The sequence below is a fragment of the Bacillus sp. CCNWLW194 genome (assembly GCF_037120585.1).
GTDB lineage: Bacteria > Bacillota > Bacilli > Bacillales > Bacillaceae_G > Bacillus_A > Bacillus_A basilensis.
In genome coordinates this window covers 268,359-282,819 of sequence record NZ_JBBBBL010000003.1, presented here as the reverse complement: position 1 = coordinate 282,819, position 14,461 = coordinate 268,359, and the positions used below count along the sequence as shown (strand labels likewise).

Genomic DNA, 14,461 nt, shown 5'->3' with positions numbered 1-14,461 from the left:
ATTACACGTATTTGTGATATGATTATATGATGTGATAGCGCTGAAAGGGGAAGAACGATGATCTATTTTGATAATAGTGCGACGACGAAGCCATATCCAGAAGCTCTTCAATCGTACGTAACGGTTGCTGGAAAATATTTTGGAAACCCTTCTTCTATTCATTCGCTTGGAGGAGAGGCAGAGCGTCTATTAACACAATCAAGAACGATTGCAGCGCAACTTCTTCACGTTAAACCTTCTGAAATTATTTTCACATCAGGTGGAACGGAAGGGAATAACCTTGCGATTAAAGGGATAGCGATGAGGAATCGTTCGCGCGGTAAACATATCATTACAACAAATATTGAACACGCGTCTGTGTTTGAAGCATATAAACAGTTAGAAGATCTCGGTTTTGATGTAACATATTTACCGGTTAATGAGCATGGTGTTGTATCGGTAGAGGATGTAAAACGAGCACTTCGTGAAGATACGATTCTTGTGTCAATTATTCACGTGAACAACGAGACTGGAGCGATTCAGCCTGTTGTTGAAATTGGAACGTTATTATCGAATTATCCGAAAATAAGATTCCATGTGGACCATGTACAAGGGATAGGAAAAGTACCGCTTGATTTATACGCTTCTCATATTGATCTTTGCTCAATATCTGGACATAAATTCCACAGTGTAAAAGGAACAGGTCTGCTTTATATACGTGATGGCGTAAGGTTAGATCCAATTTTATCAGGTGGTCAACAAGAGCTGAAGTATCGCTCTGGTACAGAGAACTTACCTGGCATTGTAGCGATGGTGAAAGCACTTCGCATGACAATGGAACAAGTGAAAGAAAAGGTAGCTCATTTGCAAAGTTTACAAGCAGAGCTTGTCCGTTTCTTTAAAGAGATGGAAGATGTAACGATCAATACGTCGCTTGCATATGCAGCACCGCACATTTTAAATGTATCATTTGTTGGTTTAAAACCAGAAGTGGTCGTTCATGCTTTAGAAGAACACGGTGTATATGTATCGACGAAGTCTGCTTGTTCTTCAAAAGCGAATGAAGTGAGCAGAGTATTAGTGTCAATGGGAGTACCGCATGCCGCTGCTGCAAGTGCGATTCGTATTAGTTTGGCACCAGAAAACACGATGGAAGAAGTAAAACAATTTGAAGGTATTGTGAAACAAACAATGCCAAAATTATATGAAGTGATGAGGTAAAGGAATATGATGACATATGAATATATTTTAGTTCGTTACGGAGAGATGACGACTAAAGGTAAGAACCGTTCTAAATTCGTAAGCACATTAAAAGATAACGTGAAGTTCAAACTGAAAAAGTTCCCAAATATTAAAATCGATGCAACACATGACCGTATGTACATCCAATTAAATGGTGAAGATCATGAAGCGATCTCTGAAAGATTGAAAGATGTATTTGGTATTCATAAGTTTAACTTAGCGATGAAAGTACCATCAGAATTAGAAGATATTAAAAAAGGTGCATTAGCAGCTTTCTTACAAGTAAAAGGCGATGTGAAAACATTTAAAATTACTGTACACCGTTCTTATAAGCATTTCCCAATGAGAACGATGGAATTATTACCTGAGATTGGTGGGCACATTCTAGAAAATACAGAAGATATTACAGTAGATGTTCATAATCCAGATGTAAATGTACGTGTAGAAATTCGCAGTGGTTATAGCTACATTATGTGCGATGAGCGTATGGGAGCTGGCGGTTTACCAGTTGGCGTTGGCGGAAAAGTAATGGTACTTCTTTCTGGTGGTATCGATAGCCCGGTAGCAGCTTACTTAACGATGAAACGCGGCGTATCTGTGGAAGCAGTTCACTTCCATAGCCCACCTTTCACAAGCGAGCGTGCGAAACAAAAAGTAATCGATTTAGCACAAGAGTTAACGAAATACTGTAAACGTGTAACACTTCACCTTGTTCCATTTACAGAAGTGCAAAAAACGATTAATAAAGAAATTCCATCTAGCTATTCAATGACAGTTATGCGCCGTATGATGATGCGTATTACAGAGCGTATCGCAGAGGAGCGTAATGCACTTGCAATCACGACTGGTGAAAGTCTTGGACAAGTAGCAAGCCAAACATTAGATAGTATGCATACGATTAACGAAGTAACAAACTATCCAGTTATTCGTCCACTTATTACGATGGATAAATTAGAAATTATTAAAATCGCTGAAGAAATTGGCACATATGAGATTTCAATTCGTCCGTACGAAGATTGCTGTACAGTATTCACACCAGCAAGCCCAGCGACGAAGCCGAAGCGTGAAAAAGCGAATCGTTTTGAAGCGAAATATGATTTCACACCATTAATTGATGAAGCTGTAGCGAACAAAGAAACAATGGTATTGCAAACAGTAGAAGTAGTGGCGGAAGAAGAAAAATTCGAAGAACTTTTCTAAAACCATAAATTACCATATCTAAACCGTGTATGAAGTCATGTTATTTATCACACTCTATACTCACAAGGAGGTGATATAACATGGCACGTAGCACAAATAAATTAGCGGTTCCTGGTGCTGAATCAGCATTAGACCAAATGAAATACGAAATCGCTCAAGAGTTTGGTGTTCAACTTGGAGCGGATGCAACATCTCGCGCTAACGGTTCTGTTGGTGGCGAAATTACTAAACGTCTAGTTTCACTAGCTGAGCAACAATTAGGCGGTTTCCAAAAATAATCCCATATACGATGGCTTAGAAAGAGCGGGTTCTCCCGCTCTTTCTTTTTTTGTGTTGTGTCGCTATTTGTCGGTAAGTCAATATCCTTTGTCGAAACGTCGATATATTCCAAAAATCGTTGATATATTCCAAGTTGTGTTCGATATATTTAAAAAATCGTCGATACAATTTCATTTACCAATTCGACAGAACTAAAAAATTTGTCAAAAGAAGAGGGTTCAAAATAGACAGAAAATTCTTTATTATATAAGGGAGGCATAAAAAAGGAGGATGTTTATGAAGAGAGAACAATTGTTGGCACCGCCGTCTTATAATTTAGTTTCTGAAATAGAGAAATATACAGGTGATAAAGAGAAGCTTGCTTTAATTTGGCAAGATGATAAAGGGAATAGAAGAGAAGTTACATACGCTGAGTTAATGCAAGGTGCGAATAAAATTGGAAACGCTTTTATAAAGAGTGGTCTGCAAAAAGGGGACAAGCTCCTCATTATGATGCCGCGTTTAATTGAAGCGTACATGACGTATATCGCAGCGATTAAAGCAGGATTTGTCGTAATTCCAAGTTCGGAAATGTTGCGTAAAAAAGATATTGAATATCGAATCGGGCATGGTGAAGTAAAGGCAATTGTAAGTTATGAGCCGTACATTGGCCAGTTTGATGATATAGAAGTGATGGAATCTCTTCGAAAATTCGTTCTGAGCGAGCAGTCAGTAGATGGATGGATCAATTTAAAAACAGCGTTAGAAACAGAAAGTGACATGTTAGAAATGGCGAAGACAGATAAAGAGGACATGGTCTTTTTATCTTACACGTCAGGAACGACAGGAAATCCAAAAGGTGTTGTTCATACGCATGCGTGGGCATACGCTCATTTACGTACGAGCGCCCCAAATTGGCTTGGAATTGAAGAGAATGATGTTGTATGGGCAACGGCTAGTCCAGGCTGGCAAAAGTGGATTTGGAGCCCGTTTTTAGCAACTCTAGGCTCTGGGGCAACAGGATTTGTGTACAACGGTAAGTTTGAACCGAAAACATATTTAAATTTATTAAATGATAATAAGGTGAATGTGCTTTGTTGCACGCCGACTGAGTATAGATTAATGGCAAAAGTAGAGAATTTAAGTGAGTATAATTTAGAAGCGTTACATAGCGCTGTATCCGCAGGTGAGCCGTTAAATAGAGAAGTCATTGAGACGTTCCAAAAACACTTTGATATTACAGTAAGAGACGGCTATGGGCAAACGGAAAATACATTACTTGTTGGTATAATGAAAGGGATGGATATTAGACCAGGATCAATGGGGAAACCAACGCCAGGCAACCACGTTGATATTGTAGATGAGGAAGGTATGCCGGTAAAGGTAGGAGAAGTTGGTGATATTGCAGTTCACATTGAAACACCAGCCCTCTTTAAACAATATTATAAAGACGATGAACGCACAGCGATGCAATTTCGCGGTGATTATTATATTACCGGTGATAAAGCGAAGAAAGATGAAGATGGCTATTTCTGGTTTGAAGGGCGCGGTGACGATATTATTATTAGCTCTGGTTATACAATCGGTCCGTTTGAAGTAGAAGATGCGCTTGTAAAACATCCTTATGTAAGAGAGTGTGCGGTTGTCGCAAGCCCTGATGAAATTCGCGGAAGTGTCGTGAAGGCATTTATTGTATTAAGAGAGAATATAGAAAAGAACGAAGAAACATTAATTCCAATACTCCAACAACACGTCAAAGAACTCACTGCACCATATAAATACCCTCGCAAAATTGAATTTATAGATGAACTACCAAAAACAATTTCTGGAAAAATTCGCCGTATTGAACTTAGAAAACAAGAGATGGAGCTACCCTCAAAATAATTTTGAAAACAGTGAAGGAAATAGTTGAATGAAATGGAAAACAATGATAATATAAAAACGAACACAAGTTCGATTTTATAAACTTAAAAAAGAGGTGTCCGTATGATTTTAGGTATTAATCCTTACTTAGTTTTAGATGGTAGTGGGCAAGAAGCTGTACAGTTTTATAAAGATGCGTTAGACGCAAAAGTAGAAGTCATGCAAACTTTTGGTGACATGCCTGAAAATCCAGAATACCCGATTCCAGCTGAAGCGAAAGAGCGCGTTCTACATGCTACTTTAAAAGTTGGTAATACGGAACTTATGATTTCTGATACATTCCCAGGTCAAGGGCATGCAATTGGATCTCAAGTAACAATCGCAATTCAAATTAGTAACGCGGAAAAAGCGAAAGAAGTATTCGATAAGTTACAAGAAGGTGGAGAGGTTATCATGCCACTTCAAGAAACGTTCTGGAGCCCAGCATACGGACAAGTAAAAGATAAATTTAATATTGAATGGCAAGTTACAACGTCTACTACTGAACAAAAGTAATGTTTAGAAAAGCACCATGTTTTGAAATGGTGCTTTTTTTTATACAATAAAACAAAGGAGATGGGATATATGGGAGAAATTTGGTACGGCGGCATCATTTACACGATGAGGGAAGAAAATGAAAAAGTGGAAGCTATTTATGTTGAAAATGGCAGGATCGTTGATATTGGGAGTAAGGAAGAGTTAGAAAACCGATATGCTGCGATAGAATTGTACGATTTAAAAGGGAAAACAATGATTCCAGGTCTTGTTGATAGCCATATGCACCTTATTGGGCATGGAGAGAGGTTACTTCGTCTAGATTTATCAAATTGCACATCGTATAGTGACATGCTTACTCTCGTTCAGAAGCGAGTAGAAGAAGCACCAAAAGGCTCTTGGATTATTGGAGAAGGCTGGAATGAAAATAATTTTACAGATACGAAAGATGTTCATGCAAAAGATTTAGATGCGATTTCGAAAGAACATCCGATTTTATTAAAGCGCATTTGTCGCCACGTCACATGGGTGAATTCATACATACTGCAAGAAGCGAACATAACAGAAGCGACAAAAGATCCGAAGGGTGGAAGAATTGGCCGAGATTCATCCAATATGTTAACCGGGCTTTTATATGAACAAGGACAAGAATTAATAAAACATGTTCAGCCTGAAATTGATGAAGTCTACTTACAAAGCGCTTTGCAAACAGCGATTAAAGATTGTTGGCAATATGGACTCGTTGGTGGGCATACGGAAGATTTAAATTATTACGGTGGTTTTAGAAAAACGCATAATGCGTTTTCTCATGTTATAAAAGAAATGCCATTTAAAGCGCATTTGCTCGTTCACCATGAAGTAGCGCATGAGCGAAAAGAATATGAAAATGAGCACTATATTGAATTTGGGGCGATGAAAATTTTTTCTGATGGCTCTTTTGGCGGAAGAACAGCTTTATTAAGTGAACCATATGAAGATGCGAAGGAAACAAATGGGGTTGCAATCTTCTCGCGTGAAGAGCTTGCAGAGTTAGTGAAAAAAGCACGAGACTTACATATGCCAGTTGCGATTCATACAATCGGTGATTTATCGCTCCAGTATGTTATTGATGCACTTGAACTATATCCACCAGCAGACGGATTGCGTGACCGCATTATTCATTGTCAGCTTGCCCGTGAAGAGTTGATTGAAAGAATGAAAAACTTGCAAGCCATTATTGATATACAACCAGTCTTTCTTTCATCGGATTTTCCATCAGTCATTGAAAAACTAGGCGAGCATCGTCTTCGTTATGCGTATGCTTGGAAGACGTTACTGGAAGCAGGATTACACTGTAACGGTGGCTCAGATGCTCCAATTGAACAAGTAAATCCATTTCTAGGCATATATAGCGCTGTTACACGTAGAAGTTTTATTGACGGCGTATGTTATATGCCAGAAGAAAGATTAACGGTATATGAGGCTGTTTCTTTATTTACAACAGGGAGTGCCTATGCAATCGGAAAAGAAGCGAAGCGAGGGCAGATTACAAAAGGATATGAAGCAGACTTTACGATAGTAGACCGCAATATTTTTGAAATAGAAGCAGAAGAAATAAAAGAAGTACAAGCAGCAATGACTGTAATAGATGGCCGGATCGTCTATAGAAAAGATGAGTGAAAATATATCAGCGATTTTCGGAATATATCGACCGCAACTTGAAATATATCAGCGATTATTGGAATATATCGACCACAATCCGGAATATATCAGCGATTATTAAATTATATCGACTTACCGACAAGAAATGACAAGAATAGTGACTGATAGCGAGAGAAATAAATAACCGCCGAATTATGGAATTCCATAATTCGGCGGTTATTTTCATGCTATAAAAACGTTCTCTGTACTTTTTCCCAGAAAGAATTGTTTTTTAGTTTAACTGTTTTAATTTGTTTATCGCTTAAGCGTACAACAGCTTTTTCCACTTGTTTAATGCTGAGCGCTTCATTATCCATACCGATAACAGGATAATCGTTACCGTCTGGTCTTAGTTTTAAAGTTAATGTACGTTCGTGATTTAAAATGAACGGTGAACCAAGTGTACGGTATGTGTTGTTATTTAAAGATGCTAATTCACTTACTTGGAAGCAAGGGATGAGCGGATCAACAACTGCACCGTGCAATGATTTATTGTAAGCTGTACTTCCTGTTGGGGTAGAAACAACTAAACCGTCACCTCTAAATGTTTCGAAATATAAATCATCAACGTGAACATCTACAACGAATGTTTTAATAATGCTAGAACGTAATGAGAACTCATTTAAACAATGGAAAGATGTACCGTGATCTACATCTACCTGAATTGTTGGATATTTTCGCACTTCAATTTCATTTTTTGTAATTTCTTGAAGGGCTGTATCAATGTGATCAAGGTGGAAATCGCAGTAGAACGAAATTTCATCTTTCGTAGAAATCCCTGCGTATAAACAATCTTCTCTAAAACCAGTTTTACGAACGGCTTGTAAGAAAGTTGCATCATCTCCAACACTGACGATAGCGTTTGCATTTTTTGGATGATCTAATATGGTAAATCCATTCTCTTCTAAAATACGATAGATTGGTTTCATTTTTTCAACGAGCGTTGCTTTGTCATCACCATAAAAGAAAAATAAATTGCGACGATCTGCCATTATGTATCCCTCCACTGCAGTTAAATTTTCTGTTTTTCGTGCTACATATCATTAGAGTCCGTTCCCTGATGATATGTTCAAATAATATATTTCGATATAAATTGTCAAAATACCTTTTTATTTTTAGAAAAATTTTTATATTCAATCTTATGGAACTCTGTTTAATGATGAATAAAGTTGTCGATAATGGGTACGGAGTGAAAGGATGATACGTATGAAGTGGCTCGCAATTGGAATAATAATTCTTCTCCTTTTTATTTTGTTTATACTATTGTCGAAAATAAAGCTTAAGGTGACATTTTTATATTCAGAAATGGAAAAGCAATGTTTGCTTCAAGTGAAAATATGGATGATTCGATATACATTTGATGTGTTGGAAAGAATTGAAAAACAGCAGAAGAAAACAGGACAAAAAATCGAAAAAGCTGAAGAGGACGGCGGACTAGATAATAAAATTATGGCACAACTTGATAGCATGGGGGAACTGATAAAAAAGCTTCAAGAAGTTCATACTATTGTTAAAGATTTTCTCAAACGAGTGAAAATCAATGGTTGGAAATGGCATACGCAAATAGGAGCAGGCGACGCAGCTAGTACTGGAATTGTCACTGGATATGCATGGGGGACAAAAGGAATGGCTGCTGGAGTTGTAGGACAATATATGCATATTGTCGACGTACCAGAATTTGAAATTACTCCTGTTTTTCAAGGGAAAGGATTTGCATCAAGATGTGAGTTAACAGCATCTTTTCGTATATTCCGTACTATAAAAACAGCGGTGAAATTACTCGTGTTTATGAGAAGACAAAGATCTGGTACGACAGAAAAATCTGTTCAAGCATAGGGGGGATATAGAATGGACCATCCAATTCAAGGTTTAATGACAACTGCAATGCAGCATTTAAAACAAATGACTGATGTAAATACAATTGTTGGTGACCCAATTAAAGCGGCAGATGGAAGTGTAATTCTTACTGTTTCGAAAGTTAGTTTCGGATTTGCTGCTGGTGGAAGTGAATTTGGTAAAGTAGAACATTCAGGCCGTCATCCATTTGGCGGTGGAAGCGGTGGAGGAGTTTCTATTAATCCTGTTGCTTTTCTTGTTATAAATGGAGAAGGTGTAAAAGTGTTGCATTTAGATAAGCAAACACATGTCATCGATAAAATAATTGAATTAGCGCCACAAGCTGTTGATAAAGTGAAGGAAATGATGGATAAACGAAAAGAAGACGATCCTGAATTTCAAATTTAACGAACAAAGAAGCTGATCAATAGATTAGCTTCTTTAATTTTTTTGTAAATAAAGCGATTTTATTTGCATTATCGATAGGGACAAACTATCATTTACATTGTACATATTTTGTTTAAATAAGGGAGGATTCTCAAGTGGCAAACGTAACTTTTAAAGGTAATCCAATGACTTTAGTTGGAACAGAAGTTAAAGTTGGCGATCAAGCGCCAAACTTCCAAGTATTAGCAAATGACTTATCTCCAGTAAGTTTAGAAACATACAAAGGCGAAGTAAAATTAATTAGTGTTGTACCTTCAATCGACACAGGTGTGTGTGATGCACAAACACGTCGTTTTAACCAAGATGCAGCAGGTATTGAAAACGCAAAAGTATTAACAATTAGCGCTGATTTACCATTCGCTCAAAAACGCTGGTGTGCAGCAAACGGTTTAGAAAATGTTGTTACACTTTCTGACCACCGCGACCTTTCATTCGGTGAAGCTTACGGCTTAGTAATGAAAGAACTTCGTTTACTTGCTCGTGCAGTATTCGTAGTAGATAGCAATGACAAAGTAGTTTACGTAGAATACGTAAATGAAGGTACAAGCCATCCAAACTATGAAGCAGCATTAGAAGCAGCAAAATCTGCGAAGTAATGTGAAGAAAATGACCTCTTATAAAGAGGTCGTTTTTTCTCATATATTGCTGCGTAATGGTACCAATATATGAGAAAAAACGTTATATCATATATAATTAAAAGGGGAGCTCTTGACAGGAGGTCGCTTTTTCTTTTTGGAAAAAATCACTTTGTGGTATGATATAAGTTATGTGTAAAAGAGAGAAGGAGGAATGTACGTGAGTCAGACAGTGGAAACATTATTTTCTATTTTTGATTCTTCTGCGGTAGTTTTACGTAAAGAATTAGATGTAACATATTTAGAGGCGCTTGTAGAAACAGGGGATAACTTGTTTGAAGGAGCGATTTTACAAGAGGAATTATCCGAATCAGCAATTGAAAGGCTGAATCGTGAATATAGTACGTTTAATGAAGAAACATATAAAGGTGAAGAAATTCGTAAAGCATTTCAGTTAGCCATTCTAAAAGGAATGAAAGAAGGCGTACAAGCGAATCACGAAATGACGCCTGATGCAGTTGGTATGTTCATGAGCTACTTATTCCATAAATTTATGCAAGGGCAAAACGAAATTACTGTTTTAGATCCTGCAATTGGAACAGGTAATTTAATGACTACTGTATTTAATAGCGCCAAAGAAGAACTAGCAATGAGTGGATTTGGTGTAGAAGTGGATGAAGTGCTAATTAAACTTGCTTTAGTAAATGCGAATTTACAAAAGCATGCAATCGAATTCTTCCATCAAGATGGACTAGCGCCACTTTATATCGATCCAGTTGATGCAGTTATTTCAGACTTACCGATTGGTTATTATCCAAATGAGATCGGTGCAAGTGAATATAAGTTAAAAGCAGATGAAGGAATGTCGTATGCACATCACTTATTTATTGAACAAAGTGTGAAACATACGAAAGAAGGCGGATACTTATTCTTCTTAGTACCAAACTTCATTTTTGAAAGTGATCAAGCACCAAAATTACATGCATTTATTAAAGAAACATGTTTTATTCAAGGACTATTGCAACTACCTGTTTCCATGTTTAAAAACGAGAAAAATGCAAAAAGTATATTTGTTCTCCAAAAGAAAGGCCCTAGTGTAACGATGCCAAAACAGGCGTTATTAGTGGAGTTACCTAAATTCTCCAACATGAAGGCGATGGAGAACATTATGGACCAATTAAATACTTGGTTTGCAACGCATAAATAAGGCTAGGTATATGTAACAGGGTTAGTAATTCATGTAGTACAGTTTTATATGATATGTCATATTTTTAAATATATACAAGATTTAACTGAATTTTTTTGAAATCTGTAATATATTTTTTTTCTTGGTGTTACAATTTTTTCACTTGAAATATATGTCGTACGATGTTTAAATTAAAATCGTGAGTATAAAATTTGCTAATGATGAAACGTTTTCATATTTAGTAAATTTAATTAGATAAAATCGAGCGGTTTGTGGAAACATCCACACAACTACCAAGAGAAAAAGGGGCGAAAGACTAGATGTCAAAAATCATCGCGATTAACGCAGGAAGCTCTTCCTTAAAATTCCAATTATTTGAAATGCCAAGTGAAACAGTATTAACAAAAGGTTTAGTAGAACGTATCGGTTTAGAAGATAGTATCTTCACTATTACTGTAGATGGCGAAAAACAAAAAGAAATTACAAACATTCCAGATCACGCAGTAGCAGTTAATATGCTTCTTAAAAAATTAACTGAAAACGGAATCGTTAAATCTCTAGACGAGATTGGCGGTATCGGTCACCGTGTTGTTCACGGCGGCGAAAAATTTGCTGACTCTGTTTTAATTACTGATGAAGTATTAGCTGATATCGAAGAATTAAGCGATTTAGCACCACTTCATAACCCAGCAAACATTGTTGGTATTAAAGCATTCCAAGAAGTATTACCAAACGTACCAGCAGTAGCAGTATTCGATACAGCATTCCACCAAACAATGCCGGAATCTGCATTCCTATACAGCTTACCATATGAGTACTATGAAAAATTCGGCATCCGTAAATACGGTTTCCACGGAACTTCTCATAAATACGTAACTGAGCGTGCGGCTGAACTATTAGGTCGTCCACTTGAAAGCTTAAGCTTACTTTCTTGTCACTTAGGCAACGGTGCAAGTATCGCAGCAGTAGAAGGCGGTAAATCTATCGATACTTCTATGGGCTTCACTCCACTTGCTGGTGTAACAATGGGTACACGTTCTGGTAATCTTGACCCTGCGTTAATTCCATACATCATGGAAAAAACAGGCCAAACAGTAGAAGAAGTAGTTAACGTATTAAACAAGAAGAGTGGTATGCTAGGTCTTACTGGTTACTCTAGTGACCTACGTGACATTATTGCGAAAGAAGAAGAAGGCGACCACCGTGCGAAAGTAGCACTTGATGTATTCGTAAGCCGTATCCACAAATACATCGGTTCTTACACTGCTCGTATGAAAGGTGTAGACGCAATCATCTTCACAGCTGGTGTAGGGGAAAACAGTGCAATTATTCGTGAGCGCGTATTAGAAGGCCTTGAGTACATGGGCGTATACTTCGACGTAAAACGTAATAACGTATTTGGTGAAGAAGCATTCATCAGCTTCCCACACTCTCCAGTAAAAATTATCGTAATTCCAACTGACGAAGAAGTTATGATCGCTCGTGACGTACTACGTCTTGGAGATATTGGTTAATATACTATATGAAAAGAAAGACGAGATCCTATAGGATTTCGTCTTTTTTCTGTTGGAGATATTTCAAAATTCCATCTGGATATAGTGCTTTCTCTTTTTGAATGAATGCTGTAAAGGGAATCCATTTCGCATACGATACTGTTTGCTCATCTTGTATATTTATTTTTTCCATTTCATATAGTGATGTGTCTAATAAGCATAAAGAATATAGCTGAATGATTTCATGACCAATTTCCTCATCTAGCTGAAAGATGTTTTCTAAGCAGCCTAAATAATTGGTGATTTCCACTTCTGTATGAAGCTCTTCTTTAAATTCACGGATAACGGTATGTGCTGATTGTTCGCCAAGTTCAATTGAGCCGCCAAGAGGTCGGTAATACATTTCATCGCCTGTATGATATTCTTGTACGAGAAGGCGACCGTGATGTGTGGCAAGACCGAATGCTTTTGCACGTGGATACATATAGAATCACTCCTTATTTATTTTGTATAAGGATGATTATAATGTATTGCTTGATAAAAAGTGTCGTGTATTTAAGCGTGCGGTCTAATTGAGATCCCATCAAATAAGTCATTCCAAAATCCTTCATTGTATTGGTATACATCCATAATAGGGCATTTTATAACGCAAATATTTTGTAATCCCCAATCTTCTTGGGTGACAGTTGTTACATCCGCAGGAATCAGTAATAGGACGGAGAATTTATGTTTGACTAGTTGAGATAAAATTTGTTCCAGAGATCGTGCTTCTTCGTATGTTCCTCCAGTCCGAATAAACAATATGGATTTTTCTATTTCAATTGTAGTTAGAAAACGAGTAATTCGATGCTCATAATTTAGCTTGATTTCTGAATAAGAAGGCCAAGAAGTTGGTGTGTTTACATCTGTTTTAAAATCGTGACAGGAGTCGATTTCATATAGGTTGTCCCTTAGTCTTAATTTGGCAGCATCATCCCAAAATGAGATGAAGGATAAGTTTTCGAAATGTAAAAAACGGTCAAATCGATTTTGTAATAATAAGTTCACTTTTTCTAATGAAGGGCTTAACATAAAATCAATAACGCCAAAAAATGGTGATAATCCGAATTGATATAACGCCCAAGCAGGCCAACAGTTTTGTCCTAAGCTGAATACGGCATTATATTCTTTTTTTATATTGGATAGATTCATGTGATTCATCTCATCCTTTTTGTTAATATTTTATGTCATTAAAAAATGGTATGTGAATGAAGATAGACAAGCAAATTTGCAAAGAATAAGCGGAAATATGTTACAATAGAAAAAAATCGAACGAGGTGGTTGTTACGATGCGATCGAAGCGAGAACAAGCCATTTTAGACAATATAAAAGAATGGGAATTGCAATTAGTTGAGCAAGAGGCGACTGATTTTCAAAAAATGTTTGATAAATGGGTACATAATACAATTGCAAAATTGCCTGAGAAAAAACGAAAAGATTTCTTTACGAAAGCAGATGGATGGCTCTTTCATTTGCATGCATTGATCCAAAGTTCACAATCACAGTTAGATGCGCGTAATCGTATTTTAGGAACATCGAGATTATTTGATGAATCGATTGAGCAACTAGAAGATTTGAAAGCATTATCTATTGATCAATTAACATACATAGCAGAGCAGCAAACAGCACGTCATCGCCTATATTCATTCGTGCAAGGCGGAGCAACGGGTGCTGGAGGTTTATTATTATTAACGGCTGATTTTCCGGTTATGATCGCATTAAATGTGAAGGCTGTCCAACTTATTGCAACGTCATTTGGGCATGATGTGAACAAGCCTTATGAAATGATGCTTGCATTAAAGGTATTTCATGCGTCATTACTACCAGGAAGACTTCAGCAATACGCATGGTACAATTTATTGCAAGAGCTAGAGCAAGAAGATTCATTCTTCTATGAAGGAGATGAAGCAGTGTTACAACCAGCTTCTACTGAAGTTGTGTTAAAACAAATTTTGAAAACATTTTCGATTTATGCTCTTCGTCGTAAATTATTCCAAGGTATTCCGGTAATTGGGATGGCAATTGGATCTACAGTGAATTATCGTTTAACAAGAAACGTTACTGAATTTGCCAATAGATTTTATCAAGTGCGCCACATAGTTGAAAAAGAAAAGAGAGCGTAAAAAAAA

The 14,461-nt window shown here is 37.0% G+C and carries 15 protein-coding genes; 12 read left to right on the top strand and 3 right to left on the bottom strand.

Going from position 1 to position 14,461, the window contains the following annotated elements:
* The first annotated feature begins 57 nt into the window (after nt 1-57).
* From V7S50_RS07950 to V7S50_RS07925, 6 genes are all read left to right on the top strand, one after another.
* Nucleotides 58-1,200 (top strand): cysteine desulfurase family protein, encoded by a 1,143-nt coding sequence (locus tag V7S50_RS07950; RefSeq protein WP_063222485.1) that lies wholly within the window; start codon nt 58-60, stop codon nt 1,198-1,200.
* Between the two features lie 6 nt (nt 1,201-1,206).
* A complete protein-coding gene (thiI, locus tag V7S50_RS07945; protein WP_060632540.1) occupies nt 1,207-2,421 on the top strand; it encodes a tRNA uracil 4-sulfurtransferase ThiI in 1,215 nt (404 codons plus the stop codon).
* An 80-nt stretch (nt 2,422-2,501) separates the two neighbouring features.
* Nucleotides 2,502-2,699 carry an alpha/beta-type small acid-soluble spore protein gene (locus tag V7S50_RS07940; protein ID WP_000124490.1) on the top strand — a complete coding sequence of 66 codons (198 nt, stop codon included), beginning with the start codon at nt 2,502-2,504 and terminating at the stop codon, nt 2,697-2,699.
* A gap of 277 nt (nt 2,700-2,976) precedes the next feature.
* The gene (gene mbcS / locus V7S50_RS07935; RefSeq protein WP_242252492.1) at nt 2,977-4,563 is read left to right on the top strand and encodes an acyl-CoA synthetase MbcS; all 1,587 of its coding nucleotides are present in this window, start codon (nt 2,977-2,979) and stop codon (nt 4,561-4,563) included.
* 102 nt (nt 4,564-4,665) lie between these two features.
* Nucleotides 4,666-5,097, top strand: coding sequence for a VOC family protein (locus V7S50_RS07930; protein ID WP_063222487.1), 432 nt, complete (start codon nt 4,666-4,668; stop codon nt 5,095-5,097).
* A 69-nt stretch (nt 5,098-5,166) separates the two neighbouring features.
* Nucleotides 5,167-6,735, top strand: a complete 1,569-nt coding sequence (locus tag V7S50_RS07925; protein ID WP_242252494.1) for an amidohydrolase — start codon at nt 5,167-5,169, stop codon at nt 6,733-6,735.
* Between the two features lie 209 nt (nt 6,736-6,944).
* Here the strand turns inward: V7S50_RS07925 and V7S50_RS07920 are convergent, their stop codons facing one another.
* Nucleotides 6,945-7,748, bottom strand: coding sequence for an NAD kinase (locus V7S50_RS07920; RefSeq protein WP_063222489.1), 804 nt, complete (start codon nt 7,746-7,748; stop codon nt 6,945-6,947).
* Between the two features lie 205 nt (nt 7,749-7,953).
* Here V7S50_RS07920 and V7S50_RS07915 point away from each other — a divergent pair, with 205 nt between their 5' ends.
* The 5 genes from V7S50_RS07915 (at nt 7,954) to ackA (ending at nt 12,314) form a co-directional block, all read left to right on the top strand.
* Nucleotides 7,954-8,592, top strand: coding sequence for a DUF2953 domain-containing protein (locus tag V7S50_RS07915; protein ID WP_242252496.1), 639 nt, complete (start codon nt 7,954-7,956; stop codon nt 8,590-8,592).
* Between the two features lie 12 nt (nt 8,593-8,604).
* Nucleotides 8,605-9,000: a GerW family sporulation protein gene (gene ytfJ / locus V7S50_RS07910; RefSeq protein ID WP_000350005.1), complete on the top strand. Its 396-nt coding sequence runs from the start codon at nt 8,605-8,607 to the stop codon at nt 8,998-9,000.
* Between the two features lie 134 nt (nt 9,001-9,134).
* Complete coding sequence (gene tpx, locus V7S50_RS07905) at nt 9,135-9,635, top strand: thiol peroxidase (protein WP_060632534.1); 501 nt, start codon at nt 9,135-9,137, stop codon at nt 9,633-9,635.
* 199 nt (nt 9,636-9,834) lie between these two features.
* Entirely contained in the window at nt 9,835-10,821 is a 987-nt protein-coding gene (locus V7S50_RS07900; RefSeq protein WP_242252498.1) for a class I SAM-dependent methyltransferase, read from the top strand.
* A 299-nt stretch (nt 10,822-11,120) separates the two neighbouring features.
* Nucleotides 11,121-12,314 (top strand): acetate kinase, encoded by a 1,194-nt coding sequence (gene ackA / locus V7S50_RS07895; protein ID WP_000034570.1) that lies wholly within the window; start codon nt 11,121-11,123, stop codon nt 12,312-12,314.
* A gap of 28 nt (nt 12,315-12,342) precedes the next feature.
* On the opposite strand, the gene V7S50_RS07890 is transcribed toward ackA, so the two are convergent.
* A complete protein-coding gene (locus tag V7S50_RS07890; RefSeq protein WP_242252500.1) occupies nt 12,343-12,777 on the bottom strand; it encodes an NUDIX hydrolase in 435 nt (144 codons plus the stop codon).
* 71 nt (nt 12,778-12,848) lie between these two features.
* Complete coding sequence (locus V7S50_RS07885) at nt 12,849-13,484, bottom strand: DUF1796 family putative cysteine peptidase (protein WP_063222493.1); 636 nt, start codon at nt 13,482-13,484, stop codon at nt 12,849-12,851.
* Nucleotides 13,485-13,621: 137 nt separating this feature from the next.
* On the opposite strand from V7S50_RS07885, the gene V7S50_RS07880 reads away from it, so the two are divergent.
* A complete protein-coding gene (locus V7S50_RS07880; protein ID WP_060632529.1) occupies nt 13,622-14,455 on the top strand; it encodes an EcsC family protein in 834 nt (277 codons plus the stop codon).
* The last annotated feature ends 6 nt before the right edge of the window (nt 14,456-14,461 follow it).

What these genes read in the sequence shown, in the direction of transcription:
- thiI (WP_060632540.1), top strand. Translation starts at nt 1,207, where the DNA reads ATGATGACATATGAATATATTTTAGTTCGTTACGGAGAGATGACGACT.
- V7S50_RS07925 (WP_242252494.1), top strand. Translation starts at nt 5,167, where the DNA reads ATGGGAGAAATTTGGTACGGCGGCATCATTTACACGATGAGGGAAGAA.
- ytfJ (WP_000350005.1), top strand. Translation starts at nt 8,605, where the DNA reads ATGGACCATCCAATTCAAGGTTTAATGACAACTGCAATGCAGCATTTA.
- V7S50_RS07885 (WP_063222493.1), bottom strand. Translation starts at nt 13,484, where the DNA reads ATGAATCTATCCAATATAAAAAAAGAATATAATGCCGTATTCAGCTTA.
- V7S50_RS07930 (WP_063222487.1), top strand. Translation starts at nt 4,666, where the DNA reads ATGATTTTAGGTATTAATCCTTACTTAGTTTTAGATGGTAGTGGGCAA.
- ackA (WP_000034570.1), top strand. Translation starts at nt 11,121, where the DNA reads ATGTCAAAAATCATCGCGATTAACGCAGGAAGCTCTTCCTTAAAATTC.
- V7S50_RS07880 (WP_060632529.1), top strand. Translation starts at nt 13,622, where the DNA reads ATGCGATCGAAGCGAGAACAAGCCATTTTAGACAATATAAAAGAATGG.
- V7S50_RS07940 (WP_000124490.1), top strand. Translation starts at nt 2,502, where the DNA reads ATGGCACGTAGCACAAATAAATTAGCGGTTCCTGGTGCTGAATCAGCA.
- V7S50_RS07915 (WP_242252496.1), top strand. Translation starts at nt 7,954, where the DNA reads ATGATACGTATGAAGTGGCTCGCAATTGGAATAATAATTCTTCTCCTT.
- V7S50_RS07950 (WP_063222485.1), top strand. Translation starts at nt 58, where the DNA reads ATGATCTATTTTGATAATAGTGCGACGACGAAGCCATATCCAGAAGCT.
- V7S50_RS07920 (WP_063222489.1), bottom strand. Translation starts at nt 7,748, where the DNA reads ATGGCAGATCGTCGCAATTTATTTTTCTTTTATGGTGATGACAAAGCA.
- mbcS (WP_242252492.1), top strand. Translation starts at nt 2,977, where the DNA reads ATGAAGAGAGAACAATTGTTGGCACCGCCGTCTTATAATTTAGTTTCT.
- V7S50_RS07890 (WP_242252500.1), bottom strand. Translation starts at nt 12,777, where the DNA reads ATGTATCCACGTGCAAAAGCATTCGGTCTTGCCACACATCACGGTCGC.